The sequence below is a fragment of the Halalkalirubrum salinum genome (assembly GCF_005543295.1).
GTDB lineage: Archaea > Halobacteriota > Halobacteria > Halobacteriales > Haloferacaceae > Halalkalirubrum > Halalkalirubrum salinum.
In genome coordinates, this window is sequence record NZ_SRSG01000058.1 from 84812 (window position 1) to 99609 (window position 14798).

The window sequence follows — 14798 nt, forward strand, 5'->3', positions numbered from 1 at the left end:
TTAGCTTCTTTGTCATCGAATCCCAAGGTCGTGTATGCCGGTCCGCAATCGTGACGGCGACCGCGTCGATCCGGTCCCGTTTTTCGTCGTCACGTCGCTGTCTGCGATGGTGCTCATCTCTTTTGGGCCGATCTACCTGAGCGCCTTCGGCCTCCCATTGGGGATCGGCCTCGCTGTTTCGGGGGCTGTGACGCTCGTGGCCGCGATCGTCAGCTACCACCAGTTGGTCTGGACGCACGATCCGGTTCGCATGGCGGCGATCCCGGCTGCAGACCGGTTTCGGCGCTTGCTGTACGCGATCGCGATCCTTGTCGGACTCGCGGTGCTGCTTTCGATCCCGCTGTTCGTCGTGTGAGCGCCCAATGTTGGGTCGCGATCGCCTGTCAGGGATGGTCCTGGTCAAATCGCTTATGCGCCTACTGCACACAGCCGAGGTGCTATTTTGCGATCAAGCGCGTAGCATTACATATGAGTCTCGTTAGCACGCTCAAGCGCGCGCTCACGCAATCCGCAGCGAGCACAACCGAGGCGACAGACGAACAGCCCGCCGGGGCGTACTGGTGTGATGACTGCAACGAGCGGATTCTCGCTTCTGACGCGGCGAGCGACGAGCCAACGTGTCCGAGCTGTGGGGAGTCGATGCGGTTTGAGCGATCGACCGGAACAGCCGGCTGTGCGTGTTAATCTCCCTTTTGTTTAGGCGTCCGAAACTGCTGGCTCGGTGAGCGTTAGCGTCGTCTCCGTATCGGTTGGGAAGCCGATCGAATCCTCGGGTGTTGCCTCGACGTCTACGATCGCCGCCGCAAGTTGCTCGCGGAGAGTTGCTTCTTCAAGCGCTGTTCCGATGAACACCAGTTCTGTTCGCCGATCGCCGGTCGCCTCGTCCCACTCGAGGTTCGGCCGGTTCGAGCGGTACAGATTCTGATCAATTTCCGGCAGCGAGGCGATCCACGGCCCCATCGCCTCGACGTACGCAGACGGCCCTGCCTGGCTGTATACGAGCTTCATGTCGTTGTTTGCCACCCAGAGCGTTCCCTTCGATCGGACGATCCCCTCCGGGAGCGAGGAAAGAATCTCGGCGATCTGTGCGGGATCAAACGGCTGCCGCGATCGGAACGTCATAGAGGTGACGCCGTACTCCTCGTCGGGATGGGCGTGGTCGTGGTCGCCGTGGCTGTGGCCGTCGTGTCCCTCCGCGTCTTTGGGATGATCCTCGTGGCCGTGTGCATCTTCTCCATCCTCTCCATGTCCGTCATGATCGTGTTCGTTGTCCTCGGCCGCGAGCAGCTGTTTCCAGCCCGCTAATTCGGCCATCGTTCCCTGCTCGAAATACCCCGTATCTAGCAGTTCGTCGGGATCGACGGCCGACTGTACTGTCTGCAGAATCGTCGCATCGGGCTGCAACGCCGTGACGAGCGCTCGCGCTTTTTTGAGTTCTGCGTCTGTGCACAGGTCGGCTTTGTTCAACAACACGACGTTCGAAAACTCGATCTGCTCGATCAACAGATCAGAAAGCGGCTTCGCGTCTCCGCCGGCCGCGCCGCGGCGTTTCGGCACCTCGTCGCCGGCGAACGCGTCGTAGAACAGCCGCGTGTCGACGACAGTGACGACCGCGTCGACGTCGTACAACGCGGCAACCCGAGACTCAGTGGTGAATAGTCGGGCGATCGGCTCGGGCTCGCTAATCCCAGACGCCTCGACGACGAGGGCGTCGAAATCCCTGTTTCGCGCGAGCCGAACGACTGCCGCGTTGAGATCGTCTTGTAGCTCACAGCAAATACAGCCGTTTGACAGCTCCGTAACGCCGGCTTCTGGATCGACTTCGGCGGACTCGTCGATCAGCTCCGCGTCGATGTTCACCTCGCCCATGTCGTTTATTAACACCGCGATGTCGTGATCACCGGCATTCGATAGCAGGTGATTCAACAGTGTCGTCTTCCCGGCTCCCAAGTTGCCGCTGAGAATCGTTACGGGAATCGTCTCGGCTGGCATGGTTACGCACAACAGGCCCACGCTCTTGAATGGCTCTGTCTTTGGCTTTGAGCGGCAGGAAATCCATCGTTATCGGCGGCTCGTCGCCGCGATGGCACGCTTTTTATTCCTCGCGGTCGATCATGAGAGACGATGACGCTCGCAGCACGGATCGAACGCACCAAGCTGATCCTCACCGAGTGGCTCAAAGGCCTGTATCACGGGATGATCTCGCACCCGGCCTACGAGAAGATCGAAAAAGAGGCCGAAGACATCGAGGACACGTTCATGCTGGCGTGTTTTCCCGACGCGTTCGGTATCCCCTCGCCGGTCTCCTACTACACGGCAGAGCTCTTGCCATTCCTCGAAAACGAGTTCGAAGCGTGGGAGCGGCGGATGTGGGATCGAGACACGCTCATCGAGCGCAAAGGCCAGCAGTATCATTTCTAACATGGAGCCGTTCGTCTTTTTTGGCGGCAAAGGCGGGGTCGGCAAGACCACCGTCTCCTGTGCGTACGCGCTCAAATGTGCACGCGCAGGACTGGATACGCTCGTGGTCTCGACGGATCCCGCACACAGCACGACTGACGTGTTCGACCAGCAATTCGATGACGAACCGCGCCGCGTCGAGGGGATCGATCGACTCTACGCGATGGAAATTGATCCCGACGAGGAGGTGACGAGACACCTCAACGAGATCCGCTCGGATCTGTCCTCACAGGTCAGCGCCTCGATGGTCAACGAGATCAACCGACAGATCGAGATGGCCCACCAGACTCCCGGTGCGTACGAGTCTGCGCTGTTCGATCGGTTTATTGACGTGATGCAATCGGCTGACGAGTACGATCGCGTGGTCTTTGACACCGCACCGACCGGTGGGACGCTTCGGTTGTTGGGCCTGCCGGAGTTTTTAGAGGGGTGGATCGATCGGCTGGTCCACAAGCGAAAACAGAGCATCGACCTGTTCGAGAAGGCCGCGATCGGCAACCTCGAACCTCGCCGCGTCATGGACGGCGATCCGGTGTTACAGCGCCTCCAGGATAGAAAAGAATTCTTCGAGTATGCTGGGCAGACGCTCAAAAACGAGGCCGCGTTCTTTCTCGTGTTCAATCCCGATCAGCTGTCGGTAAACGAAACCAAACGGGCGATCGAGGGCATGACCGACCGCAATCTTTCGGTTCGCGGATTGGTTGCAAACAAACTTACCCCGGAGCCAGATCCTGAAGAGAACGGCCGCGGCGCACGATTCCTTCGTGATCGCGTCGAGACCGAAACCGATCGACTCGAGCAGGTCCGATCGGGCTTTTCGGTCCCGCTCGTCGCCGAAATCAAAACCCGAACTGCCGAGGTCCGCGGCGATGTCCTCGAAGACGTCGCGGCTGAGCTTGCAATCGATCCCTGATCGATCGCCGACCGGTCAAACATGATTCACCGATTACAGTGGTAGCGAGGCGAAAGCCCACGGCTTCGGCCGTGAGAGGATGTCAATTACACCCAGGTATCCGGCCACTCACAACGGGTTCACAGCCGATCTCTCCTATTGCATGCTCGCGGGCAAGCAGCGTACCGCGTTGATCCGCCCTGAGTCCGGCTGATCTTGCTTATATTTAGCGGCAACGACTTCCGCCTCTCTGCGGTAAAACCGTTACTGTCCCGTCAGCAATCGATGTTTATCATCAAACTTTATGTAACATATGTCATCAACAGACGTGTGAGGTAGGGACATATGACACAAGTAATTTGGCTCGTGCTTGCAGTGCTGGCAACATTCAGTGTCGGGTATCTCGGCTACTCGAGATACCTGTCGCAGTTCGTCGAACTCGACGACGCAAACGAGACGCCAGCACACAAATACGAGGACGGACAGGAGTACGTACCGGCGAAAAAGCCGGTGCTATTGGGGCACCACTATTCGAGCATTGCGGGCGGCGCGCCGATCGTCGGCCCGATTACTGCGGGGGCGATCTGGGGATGGCTTCCAGCGCTGCTTTGGATTGCGATCGGTAACCCGCTCATGGGCGCAGTCCACGACTTCGTGTCGCTGTCGGGCAGCCTGCGACATGAGGGCAAATCAGTCGGGTACATCGTCGGCGAGTACGTCGGTAAGCGCGGACAGAACCTATTGCTTTGGTTCGCGTTCTTGACGATTATCCTCGTTGTGGCCGTGTTCGCGCTCGTCGTCGGGATCGTGTTCAACGCGTATCCGCAGGTGACGACCGCAAGCCTCGTGTACATCTTGTTGGCATTTGGGTTTGGGATCTACCTGTACCAGCTCAACGGACCGTTTATTCCTGGGACGATTTTGTTCGTTCTTGGGGTTTTCGCCGGTGTCTGGGTCGGTATCCAGTACCCGTTCGCGCTGTTCGAACCGGGTAACTTCGTCGAAGAGACGTTCATCCTCTCGGAAGCGCTCGGACTCGGCAGCGGTAATTACCTTCCGGGCGCCGCCCAACTCGGTTCGGCGAACACGGCTGCGTGGATTCCGGTAATCCTTCTGTACGCGGCGCTCGCGAGCGCGCTGCCGGTGTGGGTGCTCTTGCAGCCGCGAGATTACCTCTCGTCGTTCCTTCTGTACACGGGGGTCGGCGGCGGTATTCTCGCGATCATCGTCGGGACGATCGTGGGTGGCGCGGACACGCTGACGATCGACTCGTCGATCGGAATGTTCCACGGTTTCTGGGGAAGTGATTCAGCAATCGAAATCCGAGGTATCACGCCGCTGTTCCCCATTTTGTTCATTACGATCGCCTGTGGAACGATAAGCGGCTTCCACTCGCTCGTTTCCTCGGGCACCACGTCGAAACAGCTCAACAAAGAATCTGATGCGCGCCTCATCGGCTACGGCGGCATGCTCGGTGAGGGGCTTCTCGCTGCGCTCGCGCTGTCGACGCTTGCGGTGGCCGGCTTTTCGGCGGACGCCTCAGCCGGCGGGATCGGCGGCGCGCTGCCGAACTTCGCAACCGGTGGTGGCGTTATCCTCTCGACCGTCGGGCTTCCGGAGGCGATCGGCGCGCCGTTCATGGCGCTGGTGCTCGTGAGCTTCTTGCTTACCTCAACTGACACGGCCGCGCGGCTCGGCCGGTACATGATGGAAGAGATCGTCGGCACGCCAGCCGGCGTGACTGACACCGGCTTCTCAGGCGGTATCGGTTCGTTCGCTCGAGGTCGCTACACCAACCCGGGTATCCAGATCGTCCTCGCGTATCTCCTTGTCAGCTCAGGACAGTGGGTTACCCTGTGGGCGCTGTTCGGCGGGGCAAACCAGCTGCTTGCGGCGCTGGCGCTTTTGACCGCGACCGTCTGGCTTGCAAACTGGGACGACTCCAAACAGCTCATCAGCACCGGAGTCCCGATGGCTATCATGGTCACGATCACCGTCCTCGGTCTCACGTGGCTGATCGTTTGGGACAACCTCTATGATAACCTCATCCTCGGCAACGCTACGGGCACTGTCGCGATCGCCTCGAGCATCGTCCAGATCGTACTGGCGTCTACGCTTATTTACTTGGCGCTGTCGCTTGTTCGACTCGGCTACAGCAACATCCGAAAAGTCCGTGGTGGACGGGGTGCTGTTGCGACTGACGGGGGTGAAGCAGACGACTGACACTGCGACGGCCGACGTCTCTCACTCCTTTTTATTTATCTCCAGAATTTGAGCGCTAGCCGCGTCCAAAATCCCTGTTTTTGTTCACTCACGGATTCCCAGAGGGTGACTGCCTCAAGCAAATCGGCGTTTTTGCTCCCAACTGCGTCCTCGCGATCGGGCGCGACGACGATCAGGTTTACTTCGTAGTGGCCGTAGTAGCCGAATTTGAGCAGTGTTCGGTCCGAGAACCCCGAAACGAACGATCGGACGTCGTCGGGGATCGAGTCGGTCACGACGACGAAGGTGTAATCGGTCCCGAAATGCTCCTCGTCGGCGACGATCCACTCGTCGGCCAAGTCGTGGCCGAACTCGACGAGTCGTTCGAGTTCCGCGACCCGGACCGTGTTCGTTCGCCGGGCGAACACGTACTCTTCGGTTTCGTGGTTTGCGTAGTTCAACGCCGGGTGGACGAACTGTTTTTGAATCTCCATGCGGAGTTCGCCGTACAGTTCGAAGCGCTCGCCCTCGATCGTGCGATCCTTCTCGAGATCGTAGTTGTACATGAGCCGATCGCTGACGCGATCAAAGTACTTGTCCTCCCACGTTGGGACGTTTTCGAGGATCTCGTCGGGAAGCTCCGTTGGCTCGACTCCTGTCGTCTCTTCAGCCGTTTCTGTAACCGTTTCTGCAGGAGTTTCTGCAGCCGTTTCTTCAGGCGCTGCGGTTCGATCGCTCATGATTCGTACGGTACTGCGTCTCCCGACACCGGCGGCGCACCGAGCGCCAGCACAGTGACAGGCTCTGTGGCGTCTGTCGGATTGTACGCTCTGTGGGGACTCTCTGGATCTGCGACGAACAGCTGTTCGGCCCCAACGGTCTTGGTTCCGTCCGGCGTTTCGACAGTGAGTGTCCCAGAGAGAACGTAAAACGCCTCCTGTTGTTCCTCGTGGAAGTGATACGTAAGTGGAATTTGCTCGCCGGGAGCGGCGACGAAGCGATTGATCGCCATCGTCTCGACGCCGCCGGCCTCGCCGAGCCGTCTGAGCTCGCAGGGCCGATCGTCGACTGGCTTGACGTCCGCTGGATCCACGGTCCGATATCCCATGTGCATTGTTCTCAGGCCGGTCGGCAAAAGCCCGTCGACACCGAACTCGTGCATGGATAACTATTAACATTCCTCGTCCCGTATCGTTGAGCGAACAACCATGGGTACGCAAAAAAGCGAGGCGTGCGGCCGCTGTTCGATGACAACAGTCGTCGACGCAGTCGGTGACGAAGAGCGCCGTGCGGAACGTGATCCGTTCGCTGGCGAGCGCATCGAGGTCGACGAGGACGAGATGCGACAGGTCACTCCCGGTGCGTGGTTAGGCGGCATCACCGAGCGGCTCAACCGCGCTGCCACGAAGCTCACGTACGGCGACGATCGGTAACCGTTCTGCATAATTTGATCGCCTGTGACGCCGATAGCGCCTCGCATGCGTGTGTCGATCTCTCAGGGAGGCTTATATGACTGCCCGCCATAGCCTCGGCCAACGGCAATGGAAGAAAGCATCGCAGGGTTCAAAGAACGCGGGGACTGGGGCGACGTCGTCGAGCACGGCGAACGAATTACCCAGGCGCTCAGAGACGCTGGTGTCGACGGCGATGCGCTCGAAGAGTGGGACGAATGGCGACCGAAGCCCCACGAACGGTTACAAAAAGACGTTAATAAAAAGACCGCCGCACAAGCCAGCGTCGCCGAGGGTGAGGGCGAAAAGAAGGGCAAAGATGTCGGTGACGATCTCAAAAGCGCCGGCGAGAAGCTCAGCGAATCCTACGAAAAGGTTGAACACGGCGACAACGACGGGGCGATCGAACGCTGGAGCGAGTCACTCGACTATGTCGCTCGCGCGGCGGATTCGGCGGGCCGCAAGGCTATCCGAACCGTCGAAAATACGGTGTATCAGAACGTGATGACTCAGCTTGCGCCGTATTATTTCGACAACGAGCTCATCAGTGCGAACATTCAAAAGACGAGCCGCGGCAGCGACAGCGACGAACATACCTTCATCTTTGAGGTAAATGTTAACGATGATGACCTGAAAGCAGCGGTCTCTGAGCGGCTCGGCGAGTACGAGGACACGATCGATCGCTGGCACGTGACGACTGAAAAAGAGACTGCCAACGTCGAAGCCGCCGAAGGCGTCGAACCGCCCGCCGAGCCGACCGGCGACGAGCAGTCGCAATCGACGAAGAACTAAGTAATTACTCAATGCCCGAGCCACCACTCACCGTCGACGCTGGCGAATTGACCGCTGACGAGATCGTGTCCGCGCTCAACGAAGGCCGGCGCGTCCTCGTCACCGTCAACATGATGGGCACCGATCGAACGGTTACCCTCCGTTATGACGGCACGACCTACTACTGTGACACGCCGACTCGCCTATTGAAACACGAAACCGAACCCGAGATCCGCACGTGTATCCGTGATATGGGCTACGCTCGCGACGAGTGATGCGTGCATCGGCCGAGCTGTCTTGACTGTTGTTTTCCGAAGCCAGAGGTTTAACGACGCCCGCCGTCGTGGTAGCGGTATGAGCGATACCCCGACAATGGACGACCTGATCGGCGATCCCGACCCCGAATTCCGCCACGTGCTCGCGTGCGTGTTCGGGATCCAAGATCACGAAAGCCGGACGTACCTCGTGTTGCTCGAGTACCCGGGCAGTACGGTCGCCGAACTCGCCGAGACACTCAATCGCGATCGCTCGAACGTCAACCGATCGCTCTCGACACTGCTCGAAAAGGGGCTTGTCGAGCGTGAGCGTCGGCTGCTCGATCCCGGCGGCTACGTATATCAGTACACCGCTGTTCCGCTTCCGGAGGCCAAAGAGATGCTGCACACTGCGCTCGATGAGTGGGTCGAGTCGGTACACACGGCGATCGACGAGTTTGGAACGTAGCTCGCCCCTGTACTGCCCGACAGTATCCGTCGACACCGACCGTCTTTTGGTCGTCCCCACCGACCTATCCAGTAATGAGTCTTAGCCTTACCGCGCCCGCGCAGACGGCACCGTCGTGTGCGGACGACGGCGTCTGGTTGGAGTGTATCGCCTGCGGCGAGCAGTTCGCGCCGTTCGAGGAGATCATGTACACCTGTCGCGCGTGCGACGGTCTGCTTGAGGTTCGCTACGCGAACCCACCGACGTTTGAGGAGTATGGCTCCGACGGCCGTGTTCCGGACGCCCCCGATCGTGGCGTCTGGCGGTACGCGGCCTCACTCCCGTTTGACGAGGGGGTTTCACTCCCCGAGGGGGACACGCCGCTACACAAAGCGCCGCGGCTGCGCGATTCGATCGGCGTGAACCGTTTGCGGATCAAACACGAGGGAATGAACCCGACCGGCGCGTTCAAAGACCGCGGGATGACCGTCGGCGTGCGGGTTGCGAAAGAACTCGGCGTCGATCGGCTCGCCTGTGCGTCGACTGGCAACACGAGCGCCGCACTCGCCGCCTATGGCGCTCGCGGCGGGATGGAAACGCTCGTATTGCTCCCGAAAGGCAAAGTTGCCGCCGGGAAGATCGCCCAGGCCAGCCTCCACAACGCACGTATTCTTGAGGTCGACGGAAATTTCGATGCGTGTCTCGACATTGTCCAGGAGCTCGCCGCTCGGGGGGAGGTGTACCTGCTCAATTCCCTCAATCCCTTCCGGCTCGAGGGGCAGAAGACAATCGGATTTGAGATCCTTGAAGAATTTCACGCCGACCACGGCCACTATCCCGATCGGATCGTCCTTCCCGTTGGCAACGCCGGAAACACGGCCGCGCTGTACAAGGCGTTTCGCGAGCTTATTCAGGCCGGTTCGCTCGCTCCCGAGGAGGTCCCAAAACTCACCGGGGTGCAGGCGGAGGGGGCGGCCCCGATGGTCGAGGCTGTCGAGAACGGTGCCGACGCGATTCGCCGCTGGGAGTCTGTCGAGACCCGTGCGACCGCGATTCGAATCGGCAACCCGGTCAACGCGCCGAAGGCGCTGCCGGGAATCCGAAACACCGGCGGGACCGCGGTTGCGGTCTCCGACGACGAGATCACGGCGGCACAGCGCGATCTGGCCGGCGAGGGTATCGGTGTCGAGCCCGCCTCCGCGGCGTCAGTCGCAGGGTTGCGGAAGCTTCGATCGAACGGGACGATCGGCGCGGACGAGGATGTTGTCTGTCTCACGACCGGACACCTTCTGAAAGATCCTGATGCGGCTTTCGCTGCTGGTGACGATCCAGAGCCGGTTCCGAACGACACAGAGGCGGTCATCGAGCATCTCGCGGAGTAATCGACGCTCGCGAGCTGCATGCCGGCTGTCTGACGCGGATTTTTGTGGCTGTGTTACTACCTCTCATGCATGTGGTCCTCAAGCCTCCCGACCGGCACTGTCAGCACGGATCGATCTGGCGATCGAACGTATCCACTTGATCCGCCACCAACCGATGAGGCCGCCACACCGACGTACCCAACTCGGACGGAACTCGAAGCGGCCGCTCGGGACCGCGATCGAGCGGTCTCCGAGGCGAAACAGCTCCGCACACAGGTATCGATGCTCCGCACCGAACTCGATCGTGAACGGAGCGAGCGCGAACAGGTCGTCGAACGATACGAGTACCTGCTCGCGGATCTCCAGCGACTCGAAACAGAACGAACCGATGCTGGCACCTTTGAGCGAGTCGGTGCCCGTCTCGACGCGATGGTCGAAACGATGGTGGGATACCTCCGATAATCAAAAGGCCTTCCGAGCGGATCAGTCCGCGCTGGTTGGCGTTTCCCGCTTTGTCAGCTCCTCTTGGCCGTCGAGGACGATCTCTTTGACCTCGATAATCCGATCGTCGGAGAGCAGTTCCTCGATTACCACGTCGGGCACCGAGTGATCGAGGTTATAGACCGTAAGCGCCTCCCCGCCGTACGTTTCACGGGCATTGAACATCCCTGCGATGTTGACGTCGTTTTCGCCGAGGACGGTACCGATGAAGCCGATTACGCCCGGCTTGTCGTAGTTGCGCGCGACGAGCATGTGGCCGTAGGGAATCGCATCGACCCGAAAGCCGTCGATCCGAACAATTCGTGGATCCTCGCCGGCAAACAGCGTTCCACACACCGACAGCTCCTCGTCGCCGTTCCGGACCGTCACCGTCACGAGGCTCTGGAAGTCTGCGGCCTGTCTGGTCTTCGATTCGGTGACTTCGATGCCACGGTCTTTCGCAAGTTGCGGGGCGTTGACTGCGTTGACCTGCCACTCCAGCGGGGTGAACACGCCCTTCAGTGCGCTTGCAGTGATGAGCTCGACGTCCTCTTCGGCAACTTCACCCTCGTAGTGGACCTCGATCTCGGTAATTCGCTTCCCGAGTAGTTGTGCGGCGACCTTGCCGGCGGTTTCAGCCAGCGGGATGTACGGCTCGATTCGCGGGAACGCCGTTTCGTCGACCGAAGGCGCGTTGAGCGCGTTCAACACCGGCTGTTCGTTGAATGCGGCAATTACCTGTTCGGCGGTATCGATCGCAACGCTCTCTTGGGCGGCCTCGGTCGAGGCACCCAGGTGCGGCGTCACGATCACGTCATCGACAGCCAAAAGCGGCGAGTCTGCCGGCAGCGGCTCCTCGGCAAAGACGTCAAGCGCTGCGCCGACTACCGTTCCATCGTCGACAGCCGCTGCGAGCGCGTCCTCGTCGATGATTCCGCCCCGAGCACAGTTGATGACGTAGCCGCCCTCCAGCAGTGCGAGTTCCTCAGTGCCGATCATGTTCTCGGTTTCAGGCAACAACGGCGTGTGGATCGTCACGAAGTCTGCCCGCCGCAAACACTCCTCAAGGTCTTCGATCAGCTCCGCGCCGAACTGCGCGGCGCGCTCTTCGGAAATGTACGGATCGTAGACAACGAGATTCATGCCGAGCGTGTCGAGCCGTTTTGCGACCTCCTGGCCAACTCGGCCGAGCCCGATAATCCCGAGGGTCTTGTTGTTAATCTCGGTGCCAAGGTAGTCGGATTTGGCCCACTCGCCGTCTTTGAGTCGTGCGTGCGCCTGCGGAATCGATCGCGCGACCGCAAACGCCATGGCGACGGTGTGTTCGGCCGCTGCGCGGACGTTCCCCTCGGGCGCGTTCGCGACAATCACGCCGTGGTCGGTCGCCGCTTCGATGTCGATGTTGTCGACGCCGATCCCGGCTCGTCCGACGATCACGAGGTCGGGCGCGGCCTCGAAAACCGCCCGTGAGACCTCTGTTCCGGAGCGAACGATGAGGGCGTTCGCGTCAGCGACCGCGTCCAGTAGCTCTTGGCCTTCGATATCGTAGTCAGTTCGAACGTCGTAACCTGCCTCACGTAACCGATCGAGACCAGCCTCTGCGATCGGATCCGTGACGAGTACGTTCATGCCTGTACGGATCGCCGGCTGGCTGTTAAGAGTTTCCACGTCGGCCGATTATGCATGCGAGAGATACTCACGCGGCCGATCTACGATTTAACCAACCGACGATCGAAACCGTCGCGTTTCAAATCCGTCGAGCCGAACAGACAGCTATGGCGCTTATTGCCTTCGACTTCGACGGGACGCTCTCGGACTCGGAGATGACGGTGTTGCTCGGCGAGCGGATGGACGTCGCCGAGGAAATGGCCGACATCACAGAGCGAGCAATGAACGACGAACTCAGCTACGCCGACAGCCTCCGTCGCCGTGCGGCACTCCTTGAGGGGCTGTCAGTCGAGCGCGCTGACGAGGCCTACGAGTCCGTTCGGCTTCGCCCCGGCGCAGGCGACGTTATCGATCAGCTTCGCGAGCAGGGACACACCGTTGTGATCCTCACCGGTGGGTTCGACGACGGTGTCGAGGCGGCCCTCGCGGCTGCGGACACCGAGGTCGATCGCATCGTCGCGAACCACCTGCCGGTCTCCGGCGGCCGGCTCCCCGGCGAGGTGACTGGGCCGCTCATCGAGGGTACAAAAGACGAACAGCTCTTGGCGCTCACCGACGAACTGGGAATCGATCCCGAGGCGACGATCGCTGTCGGCGACGGCGCGAACGATTTGCCGATGCTCGAGGTTGCGGGGATCGCGATCGGTTTCAGCCCCAAGCCGGCGGTCGAACCCGTCTGTGATCTCACTGTTTCTTCGATGGACGACCTCGCCAAATCGCTCATCGATCACGGCGTGTTGACGCGGTCGTAGCCGCCGAACCGACGCTGTCTGGCAGCGGCTTTATCTGACTGTCAATCGTATCTCGACACATGGGTAGTCTAGGTTGGGTGTACGTTCGATCAATCGACTGCGGCGTCCGTCTCCGACCATGATTCAACTGACCTATCTCCAGTTTCACCTCGTTTTCACGCTTCCCGTGTTAGCGCTGTTGCTGTATCTTGCCCCAAACTACGAGCCGGTGCGAAAGCGCCGATCGGCTGTGGGGATTGCGATTCTCGTCACGATCGCGTTCGGCTACACCACGCCGTGGGGCAGCTACCTCATCCAGCGCGGCGCGTGGTGGTACGCCGACGGCGCAGTCGCCTTTCGGGCGCTGTCGATCCCGCTCGGCGAGTACCTGTTTTTCATCATCAAAACGGTGATCGTCGGGCTGTATCTCTACTATCGGGGGTTCGATCCGACGTTCCGTTCGGGTGATTTCTCGTGGACCCCACGGCTTGCGGGAGTACTCGTCGGGGTCGCAATGACTGTTGGCGGCCTGTGGCTCGTGACACTGTCGGCGTCGTACCTGTACCTCGGCGCGCTCGTTGCGTGGACCGGCCCGGTGGTCGCCCTGCAGTGGGCCGTCGGCGGCGGCTACCTCATGCGGACTCCACGGGTGTGGCTCGAAGCAGCGCTCGTTCCGTCTGCGTACTTTTGGATCGCCGATCGGATTGCGATCGAGATGGGTACGTGGGTCATCTCGCCGACGTACACGACTGGAATCGCCGTCCTTGGACTGCCGATCGAAGAGATGCTGTTCTTTCTCTCGGCAGCGCTCATGACGATCCACGGCCTCACGCTGTTCGAGTGGGTGCTCGATTACTGGGATCAGACAGGGTGGCCCACACCAGTCGCCGCGATCGTTACCGCTGTTTCGTTCGAGCGGTCCAGCCCCGATCCAGCCGCCCCCGAGGAGCGTCCAGATAACAGATGACGGCAGCCTCCGTGCGATCGTCGCTGCCCGTTTTAGCCCGCTCGACGCTCTCGCGGGCGACGCTTCGGTGGCCGGCGTACGTCCTCGCGGCGACGATTCTCGTGTGGCCGATCGTCTCACAACTTCCGACGCGAGTGCGCTACGCGCCATTCCTGGTGAGTGTTGTCGTCTTTGGGCTCCCCCATGGCGCTGTCGACCACCTCGTCCCTGCTCGACTCGCGGGCGTTCGCCGTCGTCGATCGTACGCCGTCGTCGGTGGCGTCTACGCGGTTTTGATGGCCGGCTACCTACTCGTCTGGCTGGTCGCTCCTGTTGTGGGGTTCGTGAGTTTCATCCTGCTCACGTGGTATCACTGGGGGCAGGGTGATGTGTACGCACTGGCGGCGATCGGCGGCGTCGGGTCGCTGTCGGGCCGGCTCGATCGCTGGCTGTCGATCATCGTCCGCGGCGGATTGCCGATGCTTGTCCCGCTGTTGTCGCATCCCGACGAGTATCGGGCAGTTGCGACGGCGATCGTTTCGCTATTCGCCGCTGATGCCAGCGGGACACTCGGCGTTGTTTTCACCCCCGACACTCGTCTCGTGGCTGCCATTGCGTTTGCCGGCGTGACGATCGCGTCACTCGCACTCGGGCTCTATCGGGTGAGACAGGACCGACTCAATGCGCGTGCCTGGCGGCGCGACGTGCTCGAGGTTGGACTGCTCTGGGCGTACTTTTGGGTGTTGCCGCCGATCTTTGCGATCGGGGTCTACTTTGCGGTATGGCACGCGGTCAGACACATCGGTCGGCTTGCGGCGATCGACGATCGATCGCTCACCGCCCTTACGGCGGGTGAACTGCGTGCGCCGGTGGGGCGGTTCGCCCGCGATGCAGCGCCGTTGACCGCCGCCTCGCTTCTCGTCTTCGTCGGCCTGTTTGTCGGGCTCTCGGTCGGGATCGATCCCGACAGTTTGCTGGCCGTGTACCTCGTCGGGATTGCGCTTTTGACCCTGCCGCACGTGGCCGTCGTGACGTGGATGGATCGCCGTCAGCTCGGGACTGGGGCTGGCTGAGACGACATTTCACTTCCGCCGCGCTTGACGAACCCTTAACAACGGCGACGCCGTAGCGCAC

18 protein-coding genes are annotated in these 14798 nt (G+C 60.7%); 14 read left to right on the forward strand and 4 right to left on the reverse strand.

All coding sequences use genetic code 11. The features are described from left to right. The first annotated feature begins 34 nt into the window (after positions 1 to 34). Together E5K03_RS15015 and E5K03_RS15020 are read left to right on the forward strand one after the other, a co-directional pair. On the forward strand, positions 35 to 355 hold the full coding sequence (locus tag E5K03_RS15015) for a hypothetical protein (RefSeq protein WP_138007608.1): 321 nt from the start codon (positions 35 to 37) through the stop codon (positions 353 to 355). Positions 356 to 468: 113 nt separating this feature from the next. Next, positions 469 to 684, forward strand: a complete 216-nt coding sequence (locus tag E5K03_RS15020) for a hypothetical protein (protein ID WP_138007609.1) — start codon at positions 469 to 471, stop codon at positions 682 to 684. 12 nt (positions 685 to 696) lie between these two features. On the opposite strand, the gene E5K03_RS15025 is transcribed toward E5K03_RS15020, so the two are convergent. Continuing rightward, the gene (locus E5K03_RS15025) at positions 697 to 1992 is read right to left on the reverse strand and encodes a CobW family GTP-binding protein (protein ID WP_138007610.1); all 1296 of its coding nucleotides are present in this window, start codon (positions 1990 to 1992) and stop codon (positions 697 to 699) included. A gap of 132 nt (positions 1993 to 2124) precedes the next feature. On the opposite strand from E5K03_RS15025, the gene E5K03_RS15030 reads away from it, so the two are divergent. The 3 genes from E5K03_RS15030 to E5K03_RS15040 all read left to right on the forward strand — a co-directional run bounded on the left by E5K03_RS15030 (position 2125) and on the right by E5K03_RS15040 (position 5575). Beyond that, positions 2125 to 2421 carry a hypothetical protein gene (locus E5K03_RS15030; RefSeq protein ID WP_138007611.1) on the forward strand — a complete coding sequence of 99 codons (297 nt, stop codon included), beginning with the start codon at positions 2125 to 2127 and terminating at the stop codon, positions 2419 to 2421. 1 nt (position 2422) lies between these two features. Continuing rightward, positions 2423 to 3373 carry an ArsA family ATPase gene (locus E5K03_RS15035; protein WP_138007612.1) on the forward strand — a complete coding sequence of 317 codons (951 nt, stop codon included), beginning with the start codon at positions 2423 to 2425 and terminating at the stop codon, positions 3371 to 3373. 324 nt (positions 3374 to 3697) lie between these two features. After that, positions 3698 to 5575, forward strand: coding sequence for a carbon starvation CstA family protein (locus E5K03_RS15040; protein ID WP_138007613.1), 1878 nt, complete (start codon positions 3698 to 3700; stop codon positions 5573 to 5575). A gap of 35 nt (positions 5576 to 5610) precedes the next feature. On the opposite strand, the gene E5K03_RS15045 is transcribed toward E5K03_RS15040, so the two are convergent. Together E5K03_RS15045 and E5K03_RS15050 are read right to left on the reverse strand one after the other, a co-directional pair. After that, a complete protein-coding gene (locus E5K03_RS15045; RefSeq protein ID WP_205743013.1) occupies positions 5611 to 6294 on the reverse strand; it encodes a hypothetical protein in 684 nt (227 codons plus the stop codon). After that, on the reverse strand, positions 6291 to 6662 hold the full coding sequence (locus E5K03_RS15050; RefSeq protein WP_138007614.1) for a cupin domain-containing protein: 372 nt from the start codon (positions 6660 to 6662) through the stop codon (positions 6291 to 6293). Before E5K03_RS15050 ends, E5K03_RS15045 begins: the two co-directional genes overlap by 4 nt. Positions 6663 to 6762: 100 nt before the next feature. Between E5K03_RS15050 and E5K03_RS15055 the strand changes: the two genes are divergently transcribed. From E5K03_RS15055 to E5K03_RS15080, 6 genes are all read left to right on the forward strand, one after another. After that, positions 6763 to 6987, forward strand: a complete 225-nt coding sequence (locus E5K03_RS15055) for a hypothetical protein (protein WP_138007615.1) — start codon at positions 6763 to 6765, stop codon at positions 6985 to 6987. A 108-nt stretch (positions 6988 to 7095) separates the two neighbouring features. Then, complete coding sequence (locus E5K03_RS15060; protein WP_138007616.1) at positions 7096 to 7797, forward strand: DUF5828 family protein; 702 nt, start codon at positions 7096 to 7098, stop codon at positions 7795 to 7797. Positions 7798 to 7808: 11 nt separating this feature from the next. Then, positions 7809 to 8051, forward strand: coding sequence for a hypothetical protein (locus E5K03_RS15065; protein ID WP_138007617.1), 243 nt, complete (start codon positions 7809 to 7811; stop codon positions 8049 to 8051). A gap of 79 nt (positions 8052 to 8130) precedes the next feature. Then, positions 8131 to 8499, forward strand: a complete 369-nt coding sequence (locus E5K03_RS15070) for a helix-turn-helix domain-containing protein (RefSeq protein WP_138007618.1) — start codon at positions 8131 to 8133, stop codon at positions 8497 to 8499. Between the two features lie 74 nt (positions 8500 to 8573). Continuing rightward, positions 8574 to 9860 carry a threonine synthase gene (gene thrC, locus E5K03_RS15075; protein WP_138007619.1) on the forward strand — a complete coding sequence of 429 codons (1287 nt, stop codon included), beginning with the start codon at positions 8574 to 8576 and terminating at the stop codon, positions 9858 to 9860. 69 nt (positions 9861 to 9929) lie between these two features. Then, complete coding sequence (locus E5K03_RS15080) at positions 9930 to 10301, forward strand: hypothetical protein (RefSeq protein WP_138007620.1); 372 nt, start codon at positions 9930 to 9932, stop codon at positions 10299 to 10301. 21 nt (positions 10302 to 10322) lie between these two features. Here the strand turns inward: E5K03_RS15080 and serA are convergent, their stop codons facing one another. After that, positions 10323 to 11948, reverse strand: coding sequence for a phosphoglycerate dehydrogenase (serA, locus tag E5K03_RS15085; protein WP_138007621.1), 1626 nt, complete (start codon positions 11946 to 11948; stop codon positions 10323 to 10325). Between the two features lie 50 nt (positions 11949 to 11998). Between serA and serB the strand changes: the two genes are divergently transcribed. The 3 genes from serB (at position 11999) to E5K03_RS15100 (ending at position 14737) form a co-directional block, all read left to right on the forward strand. Next, positions 11999 to 12739, forward strand: a complete 741-nt coding sequence (serB, locus tag E5K03_RS15090) for a phosphoserine phosphatase SerB (RefSeq protein WP_138007622.1) — start codon at positions 11999 to 12001, stop codon at positions 12737 to 12739. A 118-nt stretch (positions 12740 to 12857) separates the two neighbouring features. After that, a complete protein-coding gene (locus E5K03_RS15095) occupies positions 12858 to 13685 on the forward strand; it encodes a lycopene cyclase domain-containing protein (RefSeq protein ID WP_138007623.1) in 828 nt (275 codons plus the stop codon). Next, positions 13682 to 14737 carry a Brp/Blh family beta-carotene 15,15'-dioxygenase gene (locus E5K03_RS15100; RefSeq protein WP_138007624.1) on the forward strand — a complete coding sequence of 352 codons (1056 nt, stop codon included), beginning with the start codon at positions 13682 to 13684 and terminating at the stop codon, positions 14735 to 14737. Before E5K03_RS15095 ends, E5K03_RS15100 begins: the two co-directional genes overlap by 4 nt. Positions 14738 to 14798: the final 61 nt, after the last annotated feature.

Excerpts from the sequence above, each read along its gene's own strand:
- E5K03_RS15015 (WP_138007608.1), top strand. The coding sequence starts at position 35 with ATGCCGGTCCGCAATCGTGACGGCGACCGCGTCGATCCGGTCCCGTTT.
- E5K03_RS15020 (WP_138007609.1), top strand. The coding sequence starts at position 469 with ATGAGTCTCGTTAGCACGCTCAAGCGCGCGCTCACGCAATCCGCAGCG.
- E5K03_RS15025 (WP_138007610.1), bottom strand. The coding sequence starts at position 1,992 with ATGCCAGCCGAGACGATTCCCGTAACGATTCTCAGCGGCAACTTGGGA.
- E5K03_RS15030 (WP_138007611.1), top strand. The coding sequence starts at position 2,125 with ATGACGCTCGCAGCACGGATCGAACGCACCAAGCTGATCCTCACCGAG.
- E5K03_RS15035 (WP_138007612.1), top strand. The coding sequence starts at position 2,423 with ATGGAGCCGTTCGTCTTTTTTGGCGGCAAAGGCGGGGTCGGCAAGACC.
- E5K03_RS15040 (WP_138007613.1), top strand. The coding sequence starts at position 3,698 with ATGACACAAGTAATTTGGCTCGTGCTTGCAGTGCTGGCAACATTCAGT.
- E5K03_RS15045 (WP_205743013.1), bottom strand. The coding sequence starts at position 6,294 with ATGAGCGATCGAACCGCAGCGCCTGAAGAAACGGCTGCAGAAACTCCT.
- E5K03_RS15050 (WP_138007614.1), bottom strand. The coding sequence starts at position 6,662 with ATGGGATATCGGACCGTGGATCCAGCGGACGTCAAGCCAGTCGACGAT.
- E5K03_RS15055 (WP_138007615.1), top strand. The coding sequence starts at position 6,763 with ATGGGTACGCAAAAAAGCGAGGCGTGCGGCCGCTGTTCGATGACAACA.
- E5K03_RS15060 (WP_138007616.1), top strand. The coding sequence starts at position 7,096 with ATGGAAGAAAGCATCGCAGGGTTCAAAGAACGCGGGGACTGGGGCGAC.
- E5K03_RS15065 (WP_138007617.1), top strand. The coding sequence starts at position 7,809 with ATGCCCGAGCCACCACTCACCGTCGACGCTGGCGAATTGACCGCTGAC.
- E5K03_RS15070 (WP_138007618.1), top strand. The coding sequence starts at position 8,131 with ATGAGCGATACCCCGACAATGGACGACCTGATCGGCGATCCCGACCCC.
- thrC (WP_138007619.1), top strand. The coding sequence starts at position 8,574 with ATGAGTCTTAGCCTTACCGCGCCCGCGCAGACGGCACCGTCGTGTGCG.
- E5K03_RS15080 (WP_138007620.1), top strand. The coding sequence starts at position 9,930 with ATGTGGTCCTCAAGCCTCCCGACCGGCACTGTCAGCACGGATCGATCT.
- serA (WP_138007621.1), bottom strand. The coding sequence starts at position 11,948 with ATGAACGTACTCGTCACGGATCCGATCGCAGAGGCTGGTCTCGATCGG.
- serB (WP_138007622.1), top strand. The coding sequence starts at position 11,999 with ATGCATGCGAGAGATACTCACGCGGCCGATCTACGATTTAACCAACCG.
- E5K03_RS15095 (WP_138007623.1), top strand. The coding sequence starts at position 12,858 with ATGATTCAACTGACCTATCTCCAGTTTCACCTCGTTTTCACGCTTCCC.
- E5K03_RS15100 (WP_138007624.1), top strand. The coding sequence starts at position 13,682 with ATGACGGCAGCCTCCGTGCGATCGTCGCTGCCCGTTTTAGCCCGCTCG.